General features: G+C 62.5%; 14 protein-coding genes. 13 read left to right on the top strand and 1 reads right to left on the bottom strand.

Going from position 1 to position 14,356, the window contains the following annotated elements; genetic code table 11:
- The 10 genes from mraY to ACQ4WP_RS08795 all read left to right on the top strand — a co-directional run bounded on the left by mraY (position 1) and on the right by ACQ4WP_RS08795 (position 11,568).
- The gene (mraY, locus tag ACQ4WP_RS08840; RefSeq protein ID WP_102120156.1) at positions 1–1,176 is read left to right on the top strand and encodes a phospho-N-acetylmuramoyl-pentapeptide-transferase; all 1,176 of its coding nucleotides are present in this window, start codon (positions 1–3) and stop codon (positions 1,174–1,176) included.
- Entirely contained in the window at positions 1,176–2,732 is a 1,557-nt protein-coding gene (gene murD / locus ACQ4WP_RS08835; protein ID WP_436519745.1) for a UDP-N-acetylmuramoyl-L-alanine--D-glutamate ligase, read from the top strand. The genes mraY and murD overlap by 1 nt, the downstream gene beginning before the upstream one ends.
- The gene (ftsW, locus tag ACQ4WP_RS08830; RefSeq protein ID WP_436519743.1) at positions 2,732–3,943 is read left to right on the top strand and encodes a putative lipid II flippase FtsW; all 1,212 of its coding nucleotides are present in this window, start codon (positions 2,732–2,734) and stop codon (positions 3,941–3,943) included. The genes murD and ftsW overlap by 1 nt, the downstream gene beginning before the upstream one ends.
- Positions 3,940–5,034, top strand: a complete 1,095-nt coding sequence (gene murG / locus ACQ4WP_RS08825; RefSeq protein WP_436519741.1) for an undecaprenyldiphospho-muramoylpentapeptide beta-N-acetylglucosaminyltransferase — start codon at positions 3,940–3,942, stop codon at positions 5,032–5,034. Before ftsW ends, murG begins: the two co-directional genes overlap by 4 nt.
- A 10-nt stretch (positions 5,035–5,044) precedes the next feature.
- Positions 5,045–6,448, top strand: coding sequence for a UDP-N-acetylmuramate--L-alanine ligase (murC, locus tag ACQ4WP_RS08820; RefSeq protein ID WP_436519739.1), 1,404 nt, complete (start codon positions 5,045–5,047; stop codon positions 6,446–6,448).
- Position 6,449: 1 nt separating this feature from the next.
- Positions 6,450–7,418 carry a D-alanine--D-alanine ligase gene (locus tag ACQ4WP_RS08815; RefSeq protein WP_436519737.1) on the top strand — a complete coding sequence of 323 codons (969 nt, stop codon included), beginning with the start codon at positions 6,450–6,452 and terminating at the stop codon, positions 7,416–7,418.
- 1 nt (position 7,419) lies between these two features.
- A complete protein-coding gene (locus tag ACQ4WP_RS08810; protein ID WP_436519735.1) occupies positions 7,420–8,238 on the top strand; it encodes a cell division protein FtsQ/DivIB in 819 nt (272 codons plus the stop codon).
- Positions 8,239–8,283: 45 nt separating this feature from the next.
- Positions 8,284–9,516 (top strand): cell division protein FtsA, encoded by a 1,233-nt coding sequence (gene ftsA / locus ACQ4WP_RS08805; protein WP_010394955.1) that lies wholly within the window; start codon positions 8,284–8,286, stop codon positions 9,514–9,516.
- Positions 9,517–9,670: 154 nt separating this feature from the next.
- Positions 9,671–10,879 carry a cell division protein FtsZ gene (gene ftsZ / locus ACQ4WP_RS08800; protein ID WP_436519733.1) on the top strand — a complete coding sequence of 403 codons (1,209 nt, stop codon included), beginning with the start codon at positions 9,671–9,673 and terminating at the stop codon, positions 10,877–10,879.
- Positions 10,880–11,061: 182 nt separating this feature from the next.
- Entirely contained in the window at positions 11,062–11,568 is a 507-nt protein-coding gene (locus tag ACQ4WP_RS08795) for a peroxiredoxin (RefSeq protein ID WP_436519731.1), read from the top strand.
- A gap of 49 nt (positions 11,569–11,617) precedes the next feature.
- Here ACQ4WP_RS08795 and ACQ4WP_RS08790 read toward each other — a convergent pair whose 3' ends face one another.
- Complete coding sequence (locus ACQ4WP_RS08790; protein WP_436519729.1) at positions 11,618–12,394, bottom strand: class I SAM-dependent methyltransferase; 777 nt, start codon at positions 12,392–12,394, stop codon at positions 11,618–11,620.
- Positions 12,395–12,498: 104 nt separating this feature from the next.
- On the opposite strand from ACQ4WP_RS08790, the gene ACQ4WP_RS08785 reads away from it, so the two are divergent.
- From ACQ4WP_RS08785 to ACQ4WP_RS08775, 3 genes are all read left to right on the top strand, one after another.
- Complete coding sequence (locus ACQ4WP_RS08785; RefSeq protein WP_436519727.1) at positions 12,499–13,272, top strand: helix-turn-helix transcriptional regulator; 774 nt, start codon at positions 12,499–12,501, stop codon at positions 13,270–13,272.
- A gap of 116 nt (positions 13,273–13,388) precedes the next feature.
- Positions 13,389–13,742, top strand: a complete 354-nt coding sequence (locus ACQ4WP_RS08780) for a hypothetical protein (RefSeq protein WP_436519725.1) — start codon at positions 13,389–13,391, stop codon at positions 13,740–13,742.
- Positions 13,743–13,775: 33 nt separating this feature from the next.
- Positions 13,776–14,240: an IS66 family transposase gene (locus tag ACQ4WP_RS08775; RefSeq protein WP_436519723.1), complete on the top strand. Its 465-nt coding sequence runs from the start codon at positions 13,776–13,778 to the stop codon at positions 14,238–14,240.
- Positions 14,241–14,356 lie beyond the last annotated feature (116 nt).

The following is a 14,356-nucleotide window of genomic DNA, read 5'->3' as shown; positions in this document are numbered from 1 at the left end:
ATGCTGCTCTGGCTCGCTCATTATTTCCAGGACGACATTGGCCCATTGCGGGTCTTTAACTTCATCACTTTCCGCGCCGTCTTCGCGACGCTGACGGCCATCCTGATCGGCCTGTGCGCCGGTCCGGCCGTGATCCGCATGCTCACGCGCATGAAGGTCGGCCAGGCCGTGCGCACGGACGGCCCGCAAACGCATCTGAAAAAACACGGCACCCCGACCATGGGCGGTGTGCTGATTTTGATCGCCATCGGCATTTCCACCTTGCTGTGGGCCGACCTGTCGAACCGCTTCATCTGGCCCGTGCTGATCGTCACCCTGGGCTTTGGCGCCGTCGGTTGGGCCGACGACTACCGCAAGGTGGTGCACCAGGATCCGGAAGGCATGCGTTCACGCGAAAAATACTTCTGGCAGTCGCTGATCGGCATCATCGCCGCCTTCTACCTGGCGTTTTCCGTCTCCGTCTCGGAGCCCGACGCGGGCCACGTGTGGAACCTGATCTACGCCTGGGTGCAGTCCGGCTTTGCCATGGACCTGCCGCCCAAGGCCGACCTGATCGTGCCATTCTTCAAGACCATCAGCTATCCGCTGGGCGTGTGGGGCTTCATCGCGCTGACCTACTGCGTCATCGTCGGCACCAGCAACGCCGTCAATTTCACCGATGGTCTCGATGGCCTGGCCATCATGCCGACCGTGATGGTGGGCACGGCCCTGGGCCTGTTCGCCTACCTGACGGGCAACGCCACGTATGCGCGCTACCTGTTCATCCCGCACATCCCGGGCGCCGGCGAGCTGGTGATCTTCTGCGGCGCGCTGGCCGGTTCCGGCCTGGCCTTCCTCTGGTATAACACGCATCCCGCCAAGGTCTTCATGGGCGACGTCGGCGCGCTGGCGCTGGGCGGTGCACTGGGTACCGTCGCCGTCATCGTGCGCCAGGAAATCGTCCTGTTCATCATGGGTGGCATTTTTGTGGTCGAAACGCTGTCCGTGATCATCCAGGTCGTCTGGTTCAAATACACCAAGAAGCGTTATGGCGCTGGCCGCCGCGTCTTCCTGATGGCGCCACTGCATCACCATTTTGAACAAAAGGGCTGGAAAGAGACGCAGGTCGTCGTGCGTTTCTGGATCATCACCATGATGCTGGTGCTGCTCGGCCTGACCACCTTGAAGCTGCGCTGATGATGTACGACGCTAAAACCGCACTGGTACTGGGCCTCGGGGAGTCGGGGCTGGCCATGGCCCTGTGGCTGGCCCGCGGCGGGGCAATCGTGCGCGTGGCCGATACGCGCGAGGCGCCTGAACGCCTGGCCGCGCTGCAGGCCGCCGTGCCGCAGGCGCAGTTCATCGCTGGCGCGTTCACGGCCGACCTGCTCGATGGCGTGGATTTTGTCGCCGTCAGCCCCGGCCTGGCGCCGCAGCGCGAACTGGCGCAGATTGCACCTGCCGCTGCTGAAAAAAACATCCCCGTGTGGGGAGAAATCGAACTGTTCGCGCAGGCGCTGACGGCGTTGAAGGCGGAGCGCGGCTATGCGCCGAAAGTGATCGCCATCACGGGCACCAACGGCAAGACGACGGTGACCAGCCTGGTGGGCCTGCTGTGCGAACGCGCAGGCATGGCCACGCGCGTGGCCGGCAATATCAGCCCGGCCGCGCTGGACGTGCTGCGCGAGGTGCTCGATGCGGAACCGGCGCCGCCGCCGGTCGATGCAGAAGCTGAAGCGGCGGAACTCGTCGCCAGCACCTTGCCGCAAGCATGGATACTGGAACTGTCCAGCTTCCAGCTGCACACGACGTTCAGCCTGCAGGCCGATGCGGCCACGGTATTGAATCTGTCGCAGGATCACCTGGATTGGCACGGCGACATGGCCTCCTATGCGAGCGACAAGGCACGCATCTTCGGCGACCAGACCGTGCGCGTCCTGAATCGCGACGATGCTGCCGTGATGCACATGGCCGATCCGCTGACCGAAATCATCACCTTTGGCACGAGCGAGCCGCTTGATGTGGACAGCTTTGGCCTGGTCAATGAACGGGGCATTTTCTGGCTGGCGCAAGCAGTGCCCAGTGAAGAAGTCATCGAGAAAAAACGCAGGAAGAACGATCCGGCCCCGGAACCGGTGCCGACGATGGCAAAGAAGCTGATGCCGGCCGATGCGCTGAAAATCCGTGGCCAGCACAATGCCTCGAATGCGCTGGCGGCGCTGGCCCTGTGCCGCGCCATCGGCCTGCCGTTCGCGCCGCTGCTGCATGGCTTGCGCGAATACCAGGGCGAGCCGCACCGGGTGGAACTGATCACGGCCGTCAATGAAGTCGAATACTACGATGACAGCAAGGGCACCAACGTGGGCGCGACAGTGGCCGCGCTGTTCGGCCTGGGCAAGGCATTTGGCGGCGCGGAACAGCGCCTGGTGCTGATCGCCGGCGGTGACGGCAAGGGGCAGGATTTCTCGCCGCTGGCTGAACCCGTGTCGCGCTACGTGCGTGCCGTGGTGCTGATCGGCCGCGATGCGCCTGCGCTGCGCGCGGCCCTGGAGCCGGCTGGCGTGGACATCGTCGATTGCGCCACCTTGCCGGAAGCGGTCAAGCGCGCCAGCAGCCTTGCCCTGGCCGGCGATGCCGTGCTGCTGTCGCCCGCCTGCGCCAGCCTGGACATGTTCAAGAACTACGCGCACCGCGCGCAGGTATTTGTCGACGCCGTACGCGACATCGCCCTGGAAAACGGACAGGATATCTGATGGCCTTCCAACTGCCCTTCCGCTTCGGTTCCGGCTCGGCTGCCAAGCCGCTGGATAGCCGCGCGCGGCAGTCGAAGATGATGGACTATGACAAGCCGCTGGTGTGGGTCGTCCTGCTGCTCATGTTGCTGGGCATGGTGATGGTGTATTCGGCCTCGATCTCGCTGTCGGACGCGCGCAAGTTTGCCGCCTATACGAACAATTATTTTGTCGTGCGCCAGGCGCTGTTCATCGGCATCTCGATCATCGCCGCTGCGCTGGTGTTCCGCATCCGCATCGCCACCTGGCAAAAGATGGCGCCATGGCTGTTCATCGGTACCCTGGTGCTGCTGGTGATGGTGCTGATACCGGGCCTGGGCGTATCGGTCAACGGCGGTCGCCGCTGGTTGAACCTGCCGGGCCTGCGGCCGCAACCGTCCGAGCTGATGAAAGTGGTGATGGTGCTGTACGCGGCCGATTACACGGTGCGCAAGCAGGAATACATGCATAAGCTGACCAAGGGCTTCATGCCGATGGCGCTGGCCGTCAGTTTCGTCGGCCTGCTGCTGCTGATGGAGCCCGACCTGGGCGCCTTCGGCGTGATCGTCTGCATCGCCATGGGCATCCTGTTCCTGGGTGGCGTCAATGCCATCTGGTTCGGCGGCATCGGCGCCATGCTGACGGCGATCTTCGTCACTATCATCGCCCTGTCGAAATTCCGCCGCGAGCGGTTTTTTGCGTATCTCGATCCGTGGCAGGAAGACAATGCGCTGAACAAGGCGTACCAGCTGACGCACTCGCTGATTGCCTTCGGGCGCGGCGAACTGTTTGGCGTGGGCCTGGGCGGCAGCGTGGAAAAGCTGCACTACCTGCCCGAGGCGCATACGGACTTCTTGCTGGCCGTGATCGGCGAGGAACTGGGCCTGGTGGGTGTGTTGATCGTGATCGGCATGTTCTACTGGATTATCAAGCGTGCGTTTGACATCGGCCGCCAGGCAATCGCCATCGACCAGACCTTTGCCGGCTTGACGGCGAAAGGCATCGCCATCTGGATTGGCGTGCAGACTTTCATCAACATGGGCGTGAATTTGGGCCTGTTGCCGACCAAGGGCCTGACCCTGCCTTTGATGAGTTATGGCGGCACGGGCGTACTGATTAACTGTATCGGCCTGGCGATCCTGCTGCGCATCGATTACGAAAACCGGATCCTGATGCGCGGAGGCCGGCTATGAGCGACGTAAAGAATTTGAAACCGACTAAACGACTGATGATCATGGCGGCCGGCACCGGCGGCCATATTTTCCCGGGCCTGGCGATCGCGCAGACCATGCGCGCGCGCGGCTGGGAAGTGAGCTGGCTGGGCACGACCCACGGCATGGAGCAGGACCTGGTGCCGAAAAGCGGCATCGCCATGGACGCCATCGCGTTCTCGGGCATGCGCGGCAAGGGCCTGGCGCACACGGTCAAAGGCGGCTTCAAGATGCTGGCCAGTTTCTTTGCCATCCGCCGCTTCATCGCCAGCCGCAAGCCGGACGTGGTGATGGGCATGGGCGGCTACGTCACCGTGCCGGGCGGCCTGATGGCGCGCATGAAGGGCGTGCCGCTGGTGCTGGTCAATGCCGACGCTGCGCTGCTGCTGTCGAACAAGACTTTGGTGCCGCTGGCGCAGAAAGTGTGTTTCGGTTTTCCTGCCGATTTCGGCAGCGCCGCCGGCAAGGCCGTCGTCACGGGTAATCCCGTGCGCGCCGAGATCCTGGCCATGGCGCCGCCGGTGCTGCGGTTCGCGGGACGTAGCGGTCCGCTGCGCATCCTGGTGGTGGGCGGCAGCCTGGGCGCGAAAGCGCTGAACGACAATCTGCCCGCCGCGCTGGCCCTGATGCAGGAGGGCGAACGTCCGCTGGTGACGCACCAGTCGGGCAAGAAGAATATCGATGCCCTGCATGCCGCGTATGCGCAAGCGGGCGTGCAGGCCACTGTGGTCGACTTCATCGACGACATGGCCAAGGCATATACCGAGGCCGACCTGGTGATTTGCCGCGCTGGCGCCATCACCCTGTCGGAACTGACGGCGGCCGGCGTGGCCAGCGTGCTCGTGCCGCTGGTGGCGTCGACCACCAGCCACCAGCGCGACAACGCGCAATGGATGGCGCAACAAGGCGCGGCGATTCATTTGCCGCAGACGGAAATGAGCCCGGCGTCGCTGAGCGCAATGCTGGCGTCCTTGACGCGCGACAGCTGCCAGCAGATGGCGCAGGCGGCCCTGGCAGCAGGCAAGCGCGACGCCAATGAGGCGATCGCAAACGTATTGGAAAAACTGGCATGAGGTTAGCGCTGTGAAGCATAAAGTAAACAATATCCACTTTGTCGGCATTGGCGGCAGCGGCATGAGCGGCATCGCCGAAGTGCTGGTCAACCTGGGCTACAAGGTGTCGGGCTCCGATCTGGGCAGCAATGCGGCGACGCAGCGCCTGGCGAGCTTGGGCGCGACTGTCATGCTCGGCCACGCGGCCGAGAACATCGGCGACGCCGATGCGGTCGTGACGTCGGGCGCCGTCCCGCAAGACAATCCGGAAGTGGCGGCCGCGCGTGCGCGCAAGATCCCGCTGGTGCCGCGCGCCGTGATGCTGGGTGAATTGATGCGTTTGAAACGTGGCATCGCGATCGCCGGCACGCATGGCAAGACGACGACGACCAGTTTGGTCGCTTCGGTGCTGGCGCAGGGTGGCCTCGATCCTACCTTCGTCATCGGCGGTCGCCTGACCAGCGCCGGCGCGAACGCCAAGCTCGGTTCCGGCGACTACCTGGTGGCCGAAGCCGATGAGTCGGACGCCTCGTTCCTGAACCTGACGCCGATGATCGAAGTGATCACGAATATCGACGCCGATCACATGGACACCTACGAGCACGATTTCGAAAAGCTCAAGCAGGCGTTCGTGCAGTTCACGCACCGTCTGCCTTTCTATGGCCGCGCCATGCTGTGCATCGACGATCCGCACGTACGCGCCATCATCCCGTTCGTGACCAAGCCGGTCACCACCTATGGCTTCGCGCAGGACGCCGAAGTGCGCGCCATCAATGCGCGTGCCGTGGGACTGGAAATGCATTTCACGGTGCTGCAGGAAGGCTATCCCGACCTCGACGTGGTATTGAACCAGCCGGGCATGCACAATGTGCAAAATGCTTGCTCGGCGATCGCCATCGCGCGCGAAATCGGCATCGCCGATGCCGCCACGCAGCAGGGCCTGGCGGAGTTTTCCGGCGTCGGCCGGCGCTTCACGCGCTATGGCGACGTGGCGCTGCCGAACGGCGGAAGCTTCGCCCTGGTCGACGATTTCGGCCACCATCCGGTGGAAACGGAAGTCACCCTGGCCGCCGCGCGCGCCGCCTATCCTGGCCGCCGCCTGGTGCTGGCATTCCAGCCGCACCGCTACAGCCGCACGCGCGACCTGTTCGAGGATTTCGTCAAGGTGCTCAGCGCGCCGGACGTGCTGCTCTTGTCCGAAGTGTATGCGGCAGGCGAAGCGCCTATCGTCGCCGCCGACGGCCGCGCACTGGCGCATGCGCTGCGCGCGCGCGGCAAGATCGAGCCGATTTTCGTCGAGTCCATGAAGGACATGGCCGACACCATCATGAGCGTGGCGCGCGACGGCGACGTCGTGCTGACCATGGGCGCAGGTTCCATCAGCGGCGTCCCGCAACAACTGACTACGTATCCATCCAACACTGTAAAGGCCTGACGTGAACCAAGCTTCAGCTATCGATGTAAAACAACTGGGCAAGGTCGGCGTCCTGTTCGGCGGTAGTTCGGCCGAGCGCGAAGTGTCGCTGATGTCCGGCACGGGCGTGCTGGCTGCGCTGCAAAGCCGTGGCGTGGACGCGCATGCGTTCGACACGGGCGAACGCAGCCTGGCCGAACTGGCCGCTGAAAAATTCGACCGCGTCTTCATCGCGTTGCACGGCCGCTTCGGTGAAGACGGCAGCCTGCAGGGCGCGCTGGAACAGCTGGGCATTCCGTACACGGGCAGTGGAGTGATGGCCTGCGCGGTGGGCATGGACAAGGTCTACACCAAGATGATCTGGATGATGCACAAGCTGCCGACGCCGCAATACGCGGTGCTGAATGACAGCTCCGACTTGGCCAAGGTGGCCGCTGAACTGGGCTTGCCGCTGATCGTCAAGCCGCCGCACGAAGGATCGAGCATCGGCATCACGACGGTCAATGAAGCATCGGCCTTCCAGGCGGCCTACGATATCGCCGCCGGCCTCGATGATTCGGTGCTGGCCGAGGAATTCATCAAGGGCCGCGAATTCACCGTGGCGATCCTGGGCCAGGGCGCCACGGCGCGCGCGCTGCCGCCGATTGAAATCGTCGCCCCGCAAGGCAATTACGATTACCAGAACAAGTACTTCACGGACGATACGCAGTATTTTTGTCCGCCGCAGTTGGACCAGGCAATCGTGGCGGAAATGGAGCGCATCGCCGTGGCAGCCTACCGTGCCATCGGCTGTGAAGGCTGGGGACGTGTGGACGTGCTGATGCGCGCGGCCGACAGCAAGTTGTTCCTGCTGGAAGTGAATACCTCGCCCGGCATGACGGGGCACTCGCTCGTGCCGATGGCAGCGCGCGCGGTGGGCATCAGCTATGAAGACCTGTGCCTGGAAATCGTCGCTGGCGCGCGTCTGAAAATGCACAAGGGACAGCACTGATATGTGGCATGACGCTAAAAGCCTGAATACGACTGCCAACGGCTTGCTGGCCGCAGTGCTGGTCGTGTGCGTGGCCGCCGGCGTCTGGTGGATGTCGCAGCGTCCCATGTTCGACCTGCGCAGCATCAAGGTGGAAAGCGCGGACGACAAGGGCCTGCGCCACGTAAATTACCTGACCCTGCGCAGCGGCACCTTGGGCCGCATCAAGGGCAATTTTTTCACGACTAACCTGGAAAGCGTGCGCGGCGTGTTCGAATCGGTGCCTTGGGTGCGGCGCGCCAGCGTGCGACGCGAGTGGCCGAACCAGCTGATCGTGGCGCTGGAAGAACACGAAGCGCTGGGTACCTGGGGCGAGGACGGACGCTTGCTGTCGGTCAAGGGCGACGTGTTTACGGCCAATGTAGCCGAAGCCGAAGATGATCATGAACTGCCTGCTTTCGCCGGCCCCGATGGCAGCGAGAAGGAAGTACTGGCCACCTATGTGCAGCTGGCAAAGTGGTTTTCGCCGCTGAAGATGGTGCCGGAAACCCTGTCGTTGTCGAGTCGCTATGCATGGACCGTGAAACTGGATAATGGCATGAGCGTGGCGCTGGGGCGCGAGCAGAATCATACGACCCTGAAGGCGCGGGTCGACCGGTTGGTGGGCATCTACCCGCAGCTGGCGAGCCGGCTGGAAAATATCGACACGATCGATATGCGCTACCAGAATGGCCTGGCGCTCAGTTCCGCCGGCCTGGTGATACCGGCCGAAGGCAAGGACGGCAAGCCGGCAGCGGCGATCAAGAAGAAAAATGGCAGTCCGATTAAAAAACCGACTTAACTTAATAATCAATTTAACAATAGCCCAAAAAACTAGGCGACAGAAATGACAAAAGACGCGAAAAACCTGATCGTCGGCCTCGACATCGGCACCTCGAAAGTGGTGGCGGTGGTAGCCGAAGTGATGTCCGACGGGCGCCACGAAGTGATCGGGCTGGGCCAGCACGAATCGAAGGGCCTGAAAAAAGGCGTGGTGGTCAATATCGAGGCCACGGTGGAGTCCATCCAGCGCGCGCTGGAAGAGGCCGAGCTGATGGCCGACTGCAAGATCCGCAATGTCTATGCGGGTATTGCGGGCAGCCATATCCGCAGCTTCAATTCCAGCGGCATGGTGGCCATCAAGGACAAGGAAGTGACGGCGACCGACGTGGCGCGCGTCATCGAGACAGCAAAAGCGGTTAACATTCCGACCGATCAGCAATTGCTGCACACGGTGCCGCAAGAGTTCATCGTCGACAGCCAGGAAGATGTGCGCGAGCCTATCGGCATGAGTGGCATCCGCCTGGAGGTGAAGGTGCATATCGTCACCGGCGCCGTGTCGGCAGTGCAGAACATCGTCAAGTGCGTGCGCCGTTGCGGCCTGGAAGTGTCGGACCTGATCTTGCAGCCGATGGCGTCAGCCGATGCGGTGCTCACGCCCGACGAGAAGGAACTGGGCGTGGTGCTGATCGACATCGGCGGCGGCACGACCGATGTGGCGGTATTCTCCGATGGCGCGATCCGCCATACGGCAGTCATTCCCATCGCCGGCGACCAGATCACCAACGACATCGCCATGGCTTTGCGTACCCCGACCGCGGAAGCGGAAGAAATCAAGATCCGCTATGGCGTGGCCAAGCAGGTCCTGGCCGATCCCGGCGAATCGCTGGAAGTGCCAGGCCTGGGCGACCGCGGCCCGCGCAACCTGTCGCGCCAGGCGCTGGCGGCAGTGATCGAGCCGCGCGTCGAGGAGCTGTTCGCGATGGTGCACCAGGTGGTGCGTGAATCCGGTTATGAAGGCGTGCTGTCGTCGGGCATTGTGCTCACGGGCGGCACCTCCATCATGCCTGGCATGGTGGAAATGGCAGAAGATATTTTCCTGAAACCGGCGCGCCTCGGCACGCCCGAGTATCGGGGTCAGCTGGCCGACGTGGTGCGCAGTCCGCGCTATGCCACGGTATTGGGCCTGCTGCTGGAAGCGAAGAAGCAATACCTGCGCGGCCACATCGTGACGCGTCAGGACGGCTCGGTGAAGGCAGTCTGGCAGCGCATGAAGGAATGGTTTTTAGGGAATTTTTAAGGGCTTGATTTACGCCCGGCAGGTCAGGTTTTTTGGCAGCATCGCAGGTATACACACATAACTTTATTTTATATTTAACCGCAGTTTTCAATCTCCAGTTCTCCTACCAATATGAGGCCTGGCGCTTGGAAACCGCATCTGATAGGAGCACATCATGGAGTTCGATATGGTCGATAACACAGCTTTAGGTACCGTCATCAAGGTCGTCGGCGTCGGCGGTGCGGGTGGCAATGCAGTCCAACACATGATCAACAAAGGCATGTCGGGTGTGGAGTTCATTGCCGCCAACACCGACGCACAGGCCCTGTCGACATCGAAGGCCCACAACATCATCCAGATCGGCGATACCGGTCTGGGCGCCGGCATGAAGCCTGCCGTCGGTCGCCAGCTGGCCGAAGAATCGCGCGCACGCATCGCCGATGCGCTGCGCGGCGCGCACATGGTCTTCATCGCTGCCGGCATGGGTGGTGGTACGGGCACGGGCGCCGCTCCTATCGTCGCCGAAGTGGCCAAGGAATTGGGCGCGCTGACGGTCGCCGTGGTATCGAAGCCATTCTCGTACGAAGGCCAGAAGTGCATGGACATCGCCGACGAAGGCCTGGAGCAGCTGTCCCTGCACGTCGATTCGCTGATCATCATCCTCAATGAAAAACTGGAAGAGATCTACGAAGACGAAAGCATGCTGGAATGGATGCAGCACGCCGATGATGTGCTCAACAACGCAGTAGCCGGCATTGCCGAGATCATCAACGTGCCGGGCCATATCAACGTCGACTTCAACGACGTGAAAACCATCATGGGCGAGCAGGGCAAGGCCATGATGGGCACGGCGACCGCTTCCGGCGTCGACCGTGCGCGCATCGCCGCCGAACAGGCTGTCGCTTCGCCGCTGTTGGATGGCATCGATCTCTCCGGCGCGCGCGGCGTGCTGGTCAACGTCACGGCCAGCCGTGGCCTGAAGGGTAAAGAGATCAAGGAAGTCATGGCTGCCGTGCGCGCGTTTGCCGCGCCGGACGCGTCGATCGCGCAAGGTATCGCCTACGACGACGCCATGGGTGACGACATCCGCGTCACCGTGGTGGCCACGGGCCTGGGTCGCGCGAAGAAAAACATCCAGCTGGTACCGCAGCAAGTGCTGCGCACCGGCACCCATAACAGCCCGTTGACGCCATCGGCTGCCATGGGTAGCGCGCAGGCAGCAGCGACGACGGTTGGCGTGGCGACGCCGGCAGCCGGTTTCGACGGCATGAAGGCGCCGGCAGTATGGCGCCGCGAATCGGCTTCCGAGCAGGTGCGCGCGATGGAAAAGAATGGCATGGAAACGTACGACATTCCAGCGTTCCTGCGCAAACAGGCTGATTAAGGTGGTTTGATGCAAGCAAGGATAACGGCGGCCTGAGGGTCGCCGTTTTTTTGCCGGTTCTTGATTTTTGACTTTGCCTTTCCGGCCATTTTCTGCACAAATACGGCAAGTCAGGCATACTATCGCGCAGTGTCGGCATCATGCCGGCAGCATCCTCAACCGACAGTACACAAGGAGTCAACATGACCATCAAGATCGGCGACACCCTGCCAGAAGGCACCCTGGCTGAATTCATCGAAAGCGAAACCGAAGGCTGCGCACTGGGCCCGAACACGTTCAACGTGCAAGACCTGGTTAAGGGCAAGAAGATCGCCATCTTCGGCCTGCCAGGCGCCTACACCCCGACCTGCTCCGCACAGCACGTGCCAGGCTACGTGCAGCACGCTGCCGACCTGAAAGCTGCGGGCGTCGATGAAATCTGGTGCATCTCCGTCAACGATGCGTTCGTGATGGGCGCCTGGGGCCGCGATCAGAAAGCCACCGGCGTGGTGCGCATGATGGCTGACGGCAATGCCGCCTACAGCAAGGCCCTGGGCCTGGACGCTGATTTTTCCAAGCACGGCATGGGCACGCGCTCGCAGCGCTACTCGATGCTGGTCGACAATGGCGTCGTGACGCAATTGAACGTCGAGCAGGGCGGCAAGTTTGAAGTGTCGAATGCCGAAACTTTGCTGGGCCAGCTGGCTTAAGCGTTGTTCGTGGCATGTAAAAACGGCGCCGATGGCGCCGTTTTTACGTTTACTGCACCGATGGCTTTGTCGCCTCGAACATGGCCGCATCGATGCTGAACGAATAATCTTCCTGCAGCGCGAAGTATCTTCTCGCTTCCTCGGGCGCGCCATCAAACAGATTGCGGATGGCCGAGACTCTTTCAGCGGGCGTGCGCATGCGCGCCACCCACTCGTCAAACTGCATGGACAGCTTCCACACGCTGCGCAAGCTGTGCGTAAAGCCTGCGTTGTCGAACTTGGCGCCCCATTCGCACGTACGGTAGTCGCGCACGTGGGATGCGTCGCGCAGCATTTCCACCGCCTGCAAGGTGCTGTCGTACAGGGCCGTTTTCGGCGCGACGATATCGACCACCAATAAAGTGCCATTTGGGCGCAGCACGCGCCACGCTTCCGCCAGCGCGCCCGCCACGTCGTTCCAGTGGTGCGCGGAAAAGCGCGTGACGACCATGTCGAAGCTGGCGTCGGCAAACGGCAGGCGGGCCACGTCGCCTTGTTGCGTGCGGATGTTGTGCAAGCCGCGCTGCACCCGGGCGCAGTCCACCACGTCGAGCATGGGTTGCGCCAGGTCGTAGGCGACGACCGAGTGCGCCACGGGAGCGACGGCGAAGCTGGCGTGGCCGGCGCCGCAACCCAGGTCCAGCACGTGTGGTTTGCCTTGCTTGCCATGGCGGCGTGCGCATTCCTGCATCAGCACCAGGTCGGCCCCCTGTGCGTGTACGGCACTGCTCAGGTAGGCATTCGCCGTCTTGCCAAACTGTTCGGTAACGACATCGTGCTGCTGCATGGTTTTCTCCTGTTGATGGGTGAGTTCCTGCAGAATAGGGATAAAATTATCCTGTAACAAGACCATAACTTATACTGGTATATCTACTACCATGCATCCACATCATGTCGAGCAAACTCGCTGAATTCATCCGCGCCCGGCGCGAAACCGTCACCCCCGCCATGGCCGGCCTGCCTGGAGGTGGGCGCCGCCGCACGCCAGGCTTGCGGCGCGAAGAGCTGGCGCAGCTGTGCGATGTCAGTCCCACCTGGCTGACGTGGCTGGAGCAGGGGCGGCCCGTGTCGGCCTCGGCCAAGATGCTGGCCCGCCTGGCGCAGGTGCTGCAACTGAGCGCGGCCGAGCGCGCCTATCTGTTCGAAGTGGCCGACAAGCATGACCCCAGCCACGGCACAGGCGAGGGCGAGGGGCCTGCCGCCGCCGAGCTGGCTGCCATCGTCGCTGCTATCGACGCGCCCGCGTACATCCTGGACCGGGAATGGAATGCCGTGGCGTGGAATGCGCAGGCAGCCGATTTGTTTGTTGGCTGGCTCGATACAGTGCACGATGAGACGCCGCCCAACCAGTTACACTTCATGTTCCAGTCGCCACAAGCCCGAAACCTGATCGCCGGCTGGCCCGAACGCGCACAGCGGCTGGTTGGTGAATTTCGCGCCGATATCGGCCGCCACGCCGACCAGGCGCCGCTGGCCGGCCTGATCGCGGAGCTGCTGGATGCCAGCGAAGAATTCCGGCTGTGGTGGGATGCGCAGCAGGTGCTGGGCCGCGATGGTGGACTGCGACTGTTTCATCATCCTTTACTGGGTAGATTGAGTTTCAACCAAGTGACACTGCACCTGGCGCGCCGGCACGATATGAAGCTGGTGATGCTGTTGCCATAATCTCATTGAATCATGAATTTTTAATGTCAGTATGTCAAAAATTATGGTAACTGTTCAGCAGCTATGGCAGCAATAAAAAGGTTATAAACAGTTCCGGACAAGTTCATGATGCTGGCATGGCAAAGAAACCACCGGCTCCCGACCTTTCGGTCCTCTCTCTCGAGGAGAATGACACGCTCATTCTGAGCTTGTTTGCGCGTCTGGATGCGCTGGAGTCGAAGGTCAACAAGACCAGCCAGAATTCGAGCAAGCCGCCGGGCGGCCAGGCTGGCTACAAGGGCACGACGCTCAAACGCGTTGCCGAACCGACCGGCACGGTCCATCATCTGTTGCCGCAGCAGTGCATGCGTTGCCACAGCGCGCTGCCGCTGGAGCAGGCCGAGGTGGCCGCGCGGCGCCAGATCATCGACATGCCGGCCACTGTGTTCGACGTCATCGAGCATCGCATGCTGGCGGTGACCTGCCGCTGAGGCCAGGCCCACGTCAGCAGCTTTCCCGACGACGTGACCGAACTGGTGCAGTACGGCCCCAACGTGCGCACCCTCGGCGTGCATTTGACGCAAGGCCAAATGCTGCCGTACGCACGCGCCGCCGAATTGATCCACGATGTGTATGGCCTCTCGGTCTCGCCGGCCACGCTGCTGGCGTGGGTGGCCGAAGCGCGCGCGGCCCTGCAAGCGACGGCGGACCGCATTGCCGACCGGTTGCATGCCGCGCCGGTCCTGAGCGCCGACGAATTGGGCCTGCGCGTAGCCGGCAAACTGCACTGGTTGCACATCGTCGCCAGCGACACGCTGAGATGGTACGGCGTGCACACCAAGCGGGGCATGTCGGCCATCGAGGCGCATGGCATCCTGCCCAAGCGTCTCGGCGTGCTGGAGCATGATTGCTGGGCGCCGTACTGGCGGCTTGACGATTCTGTCCATGCCTTTGCAATGCCCACTTGTTGCGCGAACTGGTCTATGTGAAGGAAGTCACCGGCCAGCAATGGCCCGAGTCGATGATGCAATTGCTGCTCGGCGCCAACAAGGCACGCTCGACGCCAGTGAGGTTGCCGCCTTCCGTACTGTCTACGACGCCCTGG

The organism is Janthinobacterium lyxosi, from assembly GCF_051380665.1.
GTDB lineage: Bacteria > Pseudomonadota > Gammaproteobacteria > Burkholderiales > Burkholderiaceae_D > Janthinobacterium.
The sequence above is the reverse complement of the archived record's forward strand: the minus strand, read 5'-3'. Positions and strand labels throughout refer to the sequence as shown.

What these genes read in the sequence shown, in the direction of transcription:
- mraY (WP_102120156.1), top strand. Translation starts at nt 1, where the DNA reads ATGCTGCTCTGGCTCGCTCATTATTTCCAGGACGACATTGGCCCATTG.
- murD (WP_436519745.1), top strand. Translation starts at nt 1,176, where the DNA reads ATGATGTACGACGCTAAAACCGCACTGGTACTGGGCCTCGGGGAGTCG.
- ftsW (WP_436519743.1), top strand. Translation starts at nt 2,732, where the DNA reads ATGGCCTTCCAACTGCCCTTCCGCTTCGGTTCCGGCTCGGCTGCCAAG.
- murG (WP_436519741.1), top strand. Translation starts at nt 3,940, where the DNA reads ATGAGCGACGTAAAGAATTTGAAACCGACTAAACGACTGATGATCATG.
- ACQ4WP_RS08810 (WP_436519735.1), top strand. Translation starts at nt 7,420, where the DNA reads ATGTGGCATGACGCTAAAAGCCTGAATACGACTGCCAACGGCTTGCTG.
- ftsA (WP_010394955.1), top strand. Translation starts at nt 8,284, where the DNA reads ATGACAAAAGACGCGAAAAACCTGATCGTCGGCCTCGACATCGGCACC.
- ftsZ (WP_436519733.1), top strand. Translation starts at nt 9,671, where the DNA reads ATGGAGTTCGATATGGTCGATAACACAGCTTTAGGTACCGTCATCAAG.
- ACQ4WP_RS08795 (WP_436519731.1), top strand. Translation starts at nt 11,062, where the DNA reads ATGACCATCAAGATCGGCGACACCCTGCCAGAAGGCACCCTGGCTGAA.
- ACQ4WP_RS08790 (WP_436519729.1), bottom strand. Translation starts at nt 12,394, where the DNA reads ATGCAGCAGCACGATGTCGTTACCGAACAGTTTGGCAAGACGGCGAAT.
- ACQ4WP_RS08785 (WP_436519727.1), top strand. Translation starts at nt 12,499, where the DNA reads ATGTCGAGCAAACTCGCTGAATTCATCCGCGCCCGGCGCGAAACCGTC.
- ACQ4WP_RS08780 (WP_436519725.1), top strand. Translation starts at nt 13,389, where the DNA reads ATGGCAAAGAAACCACCGGCTCCCGACCTTTCGGTCCTCTCTCTCGAG.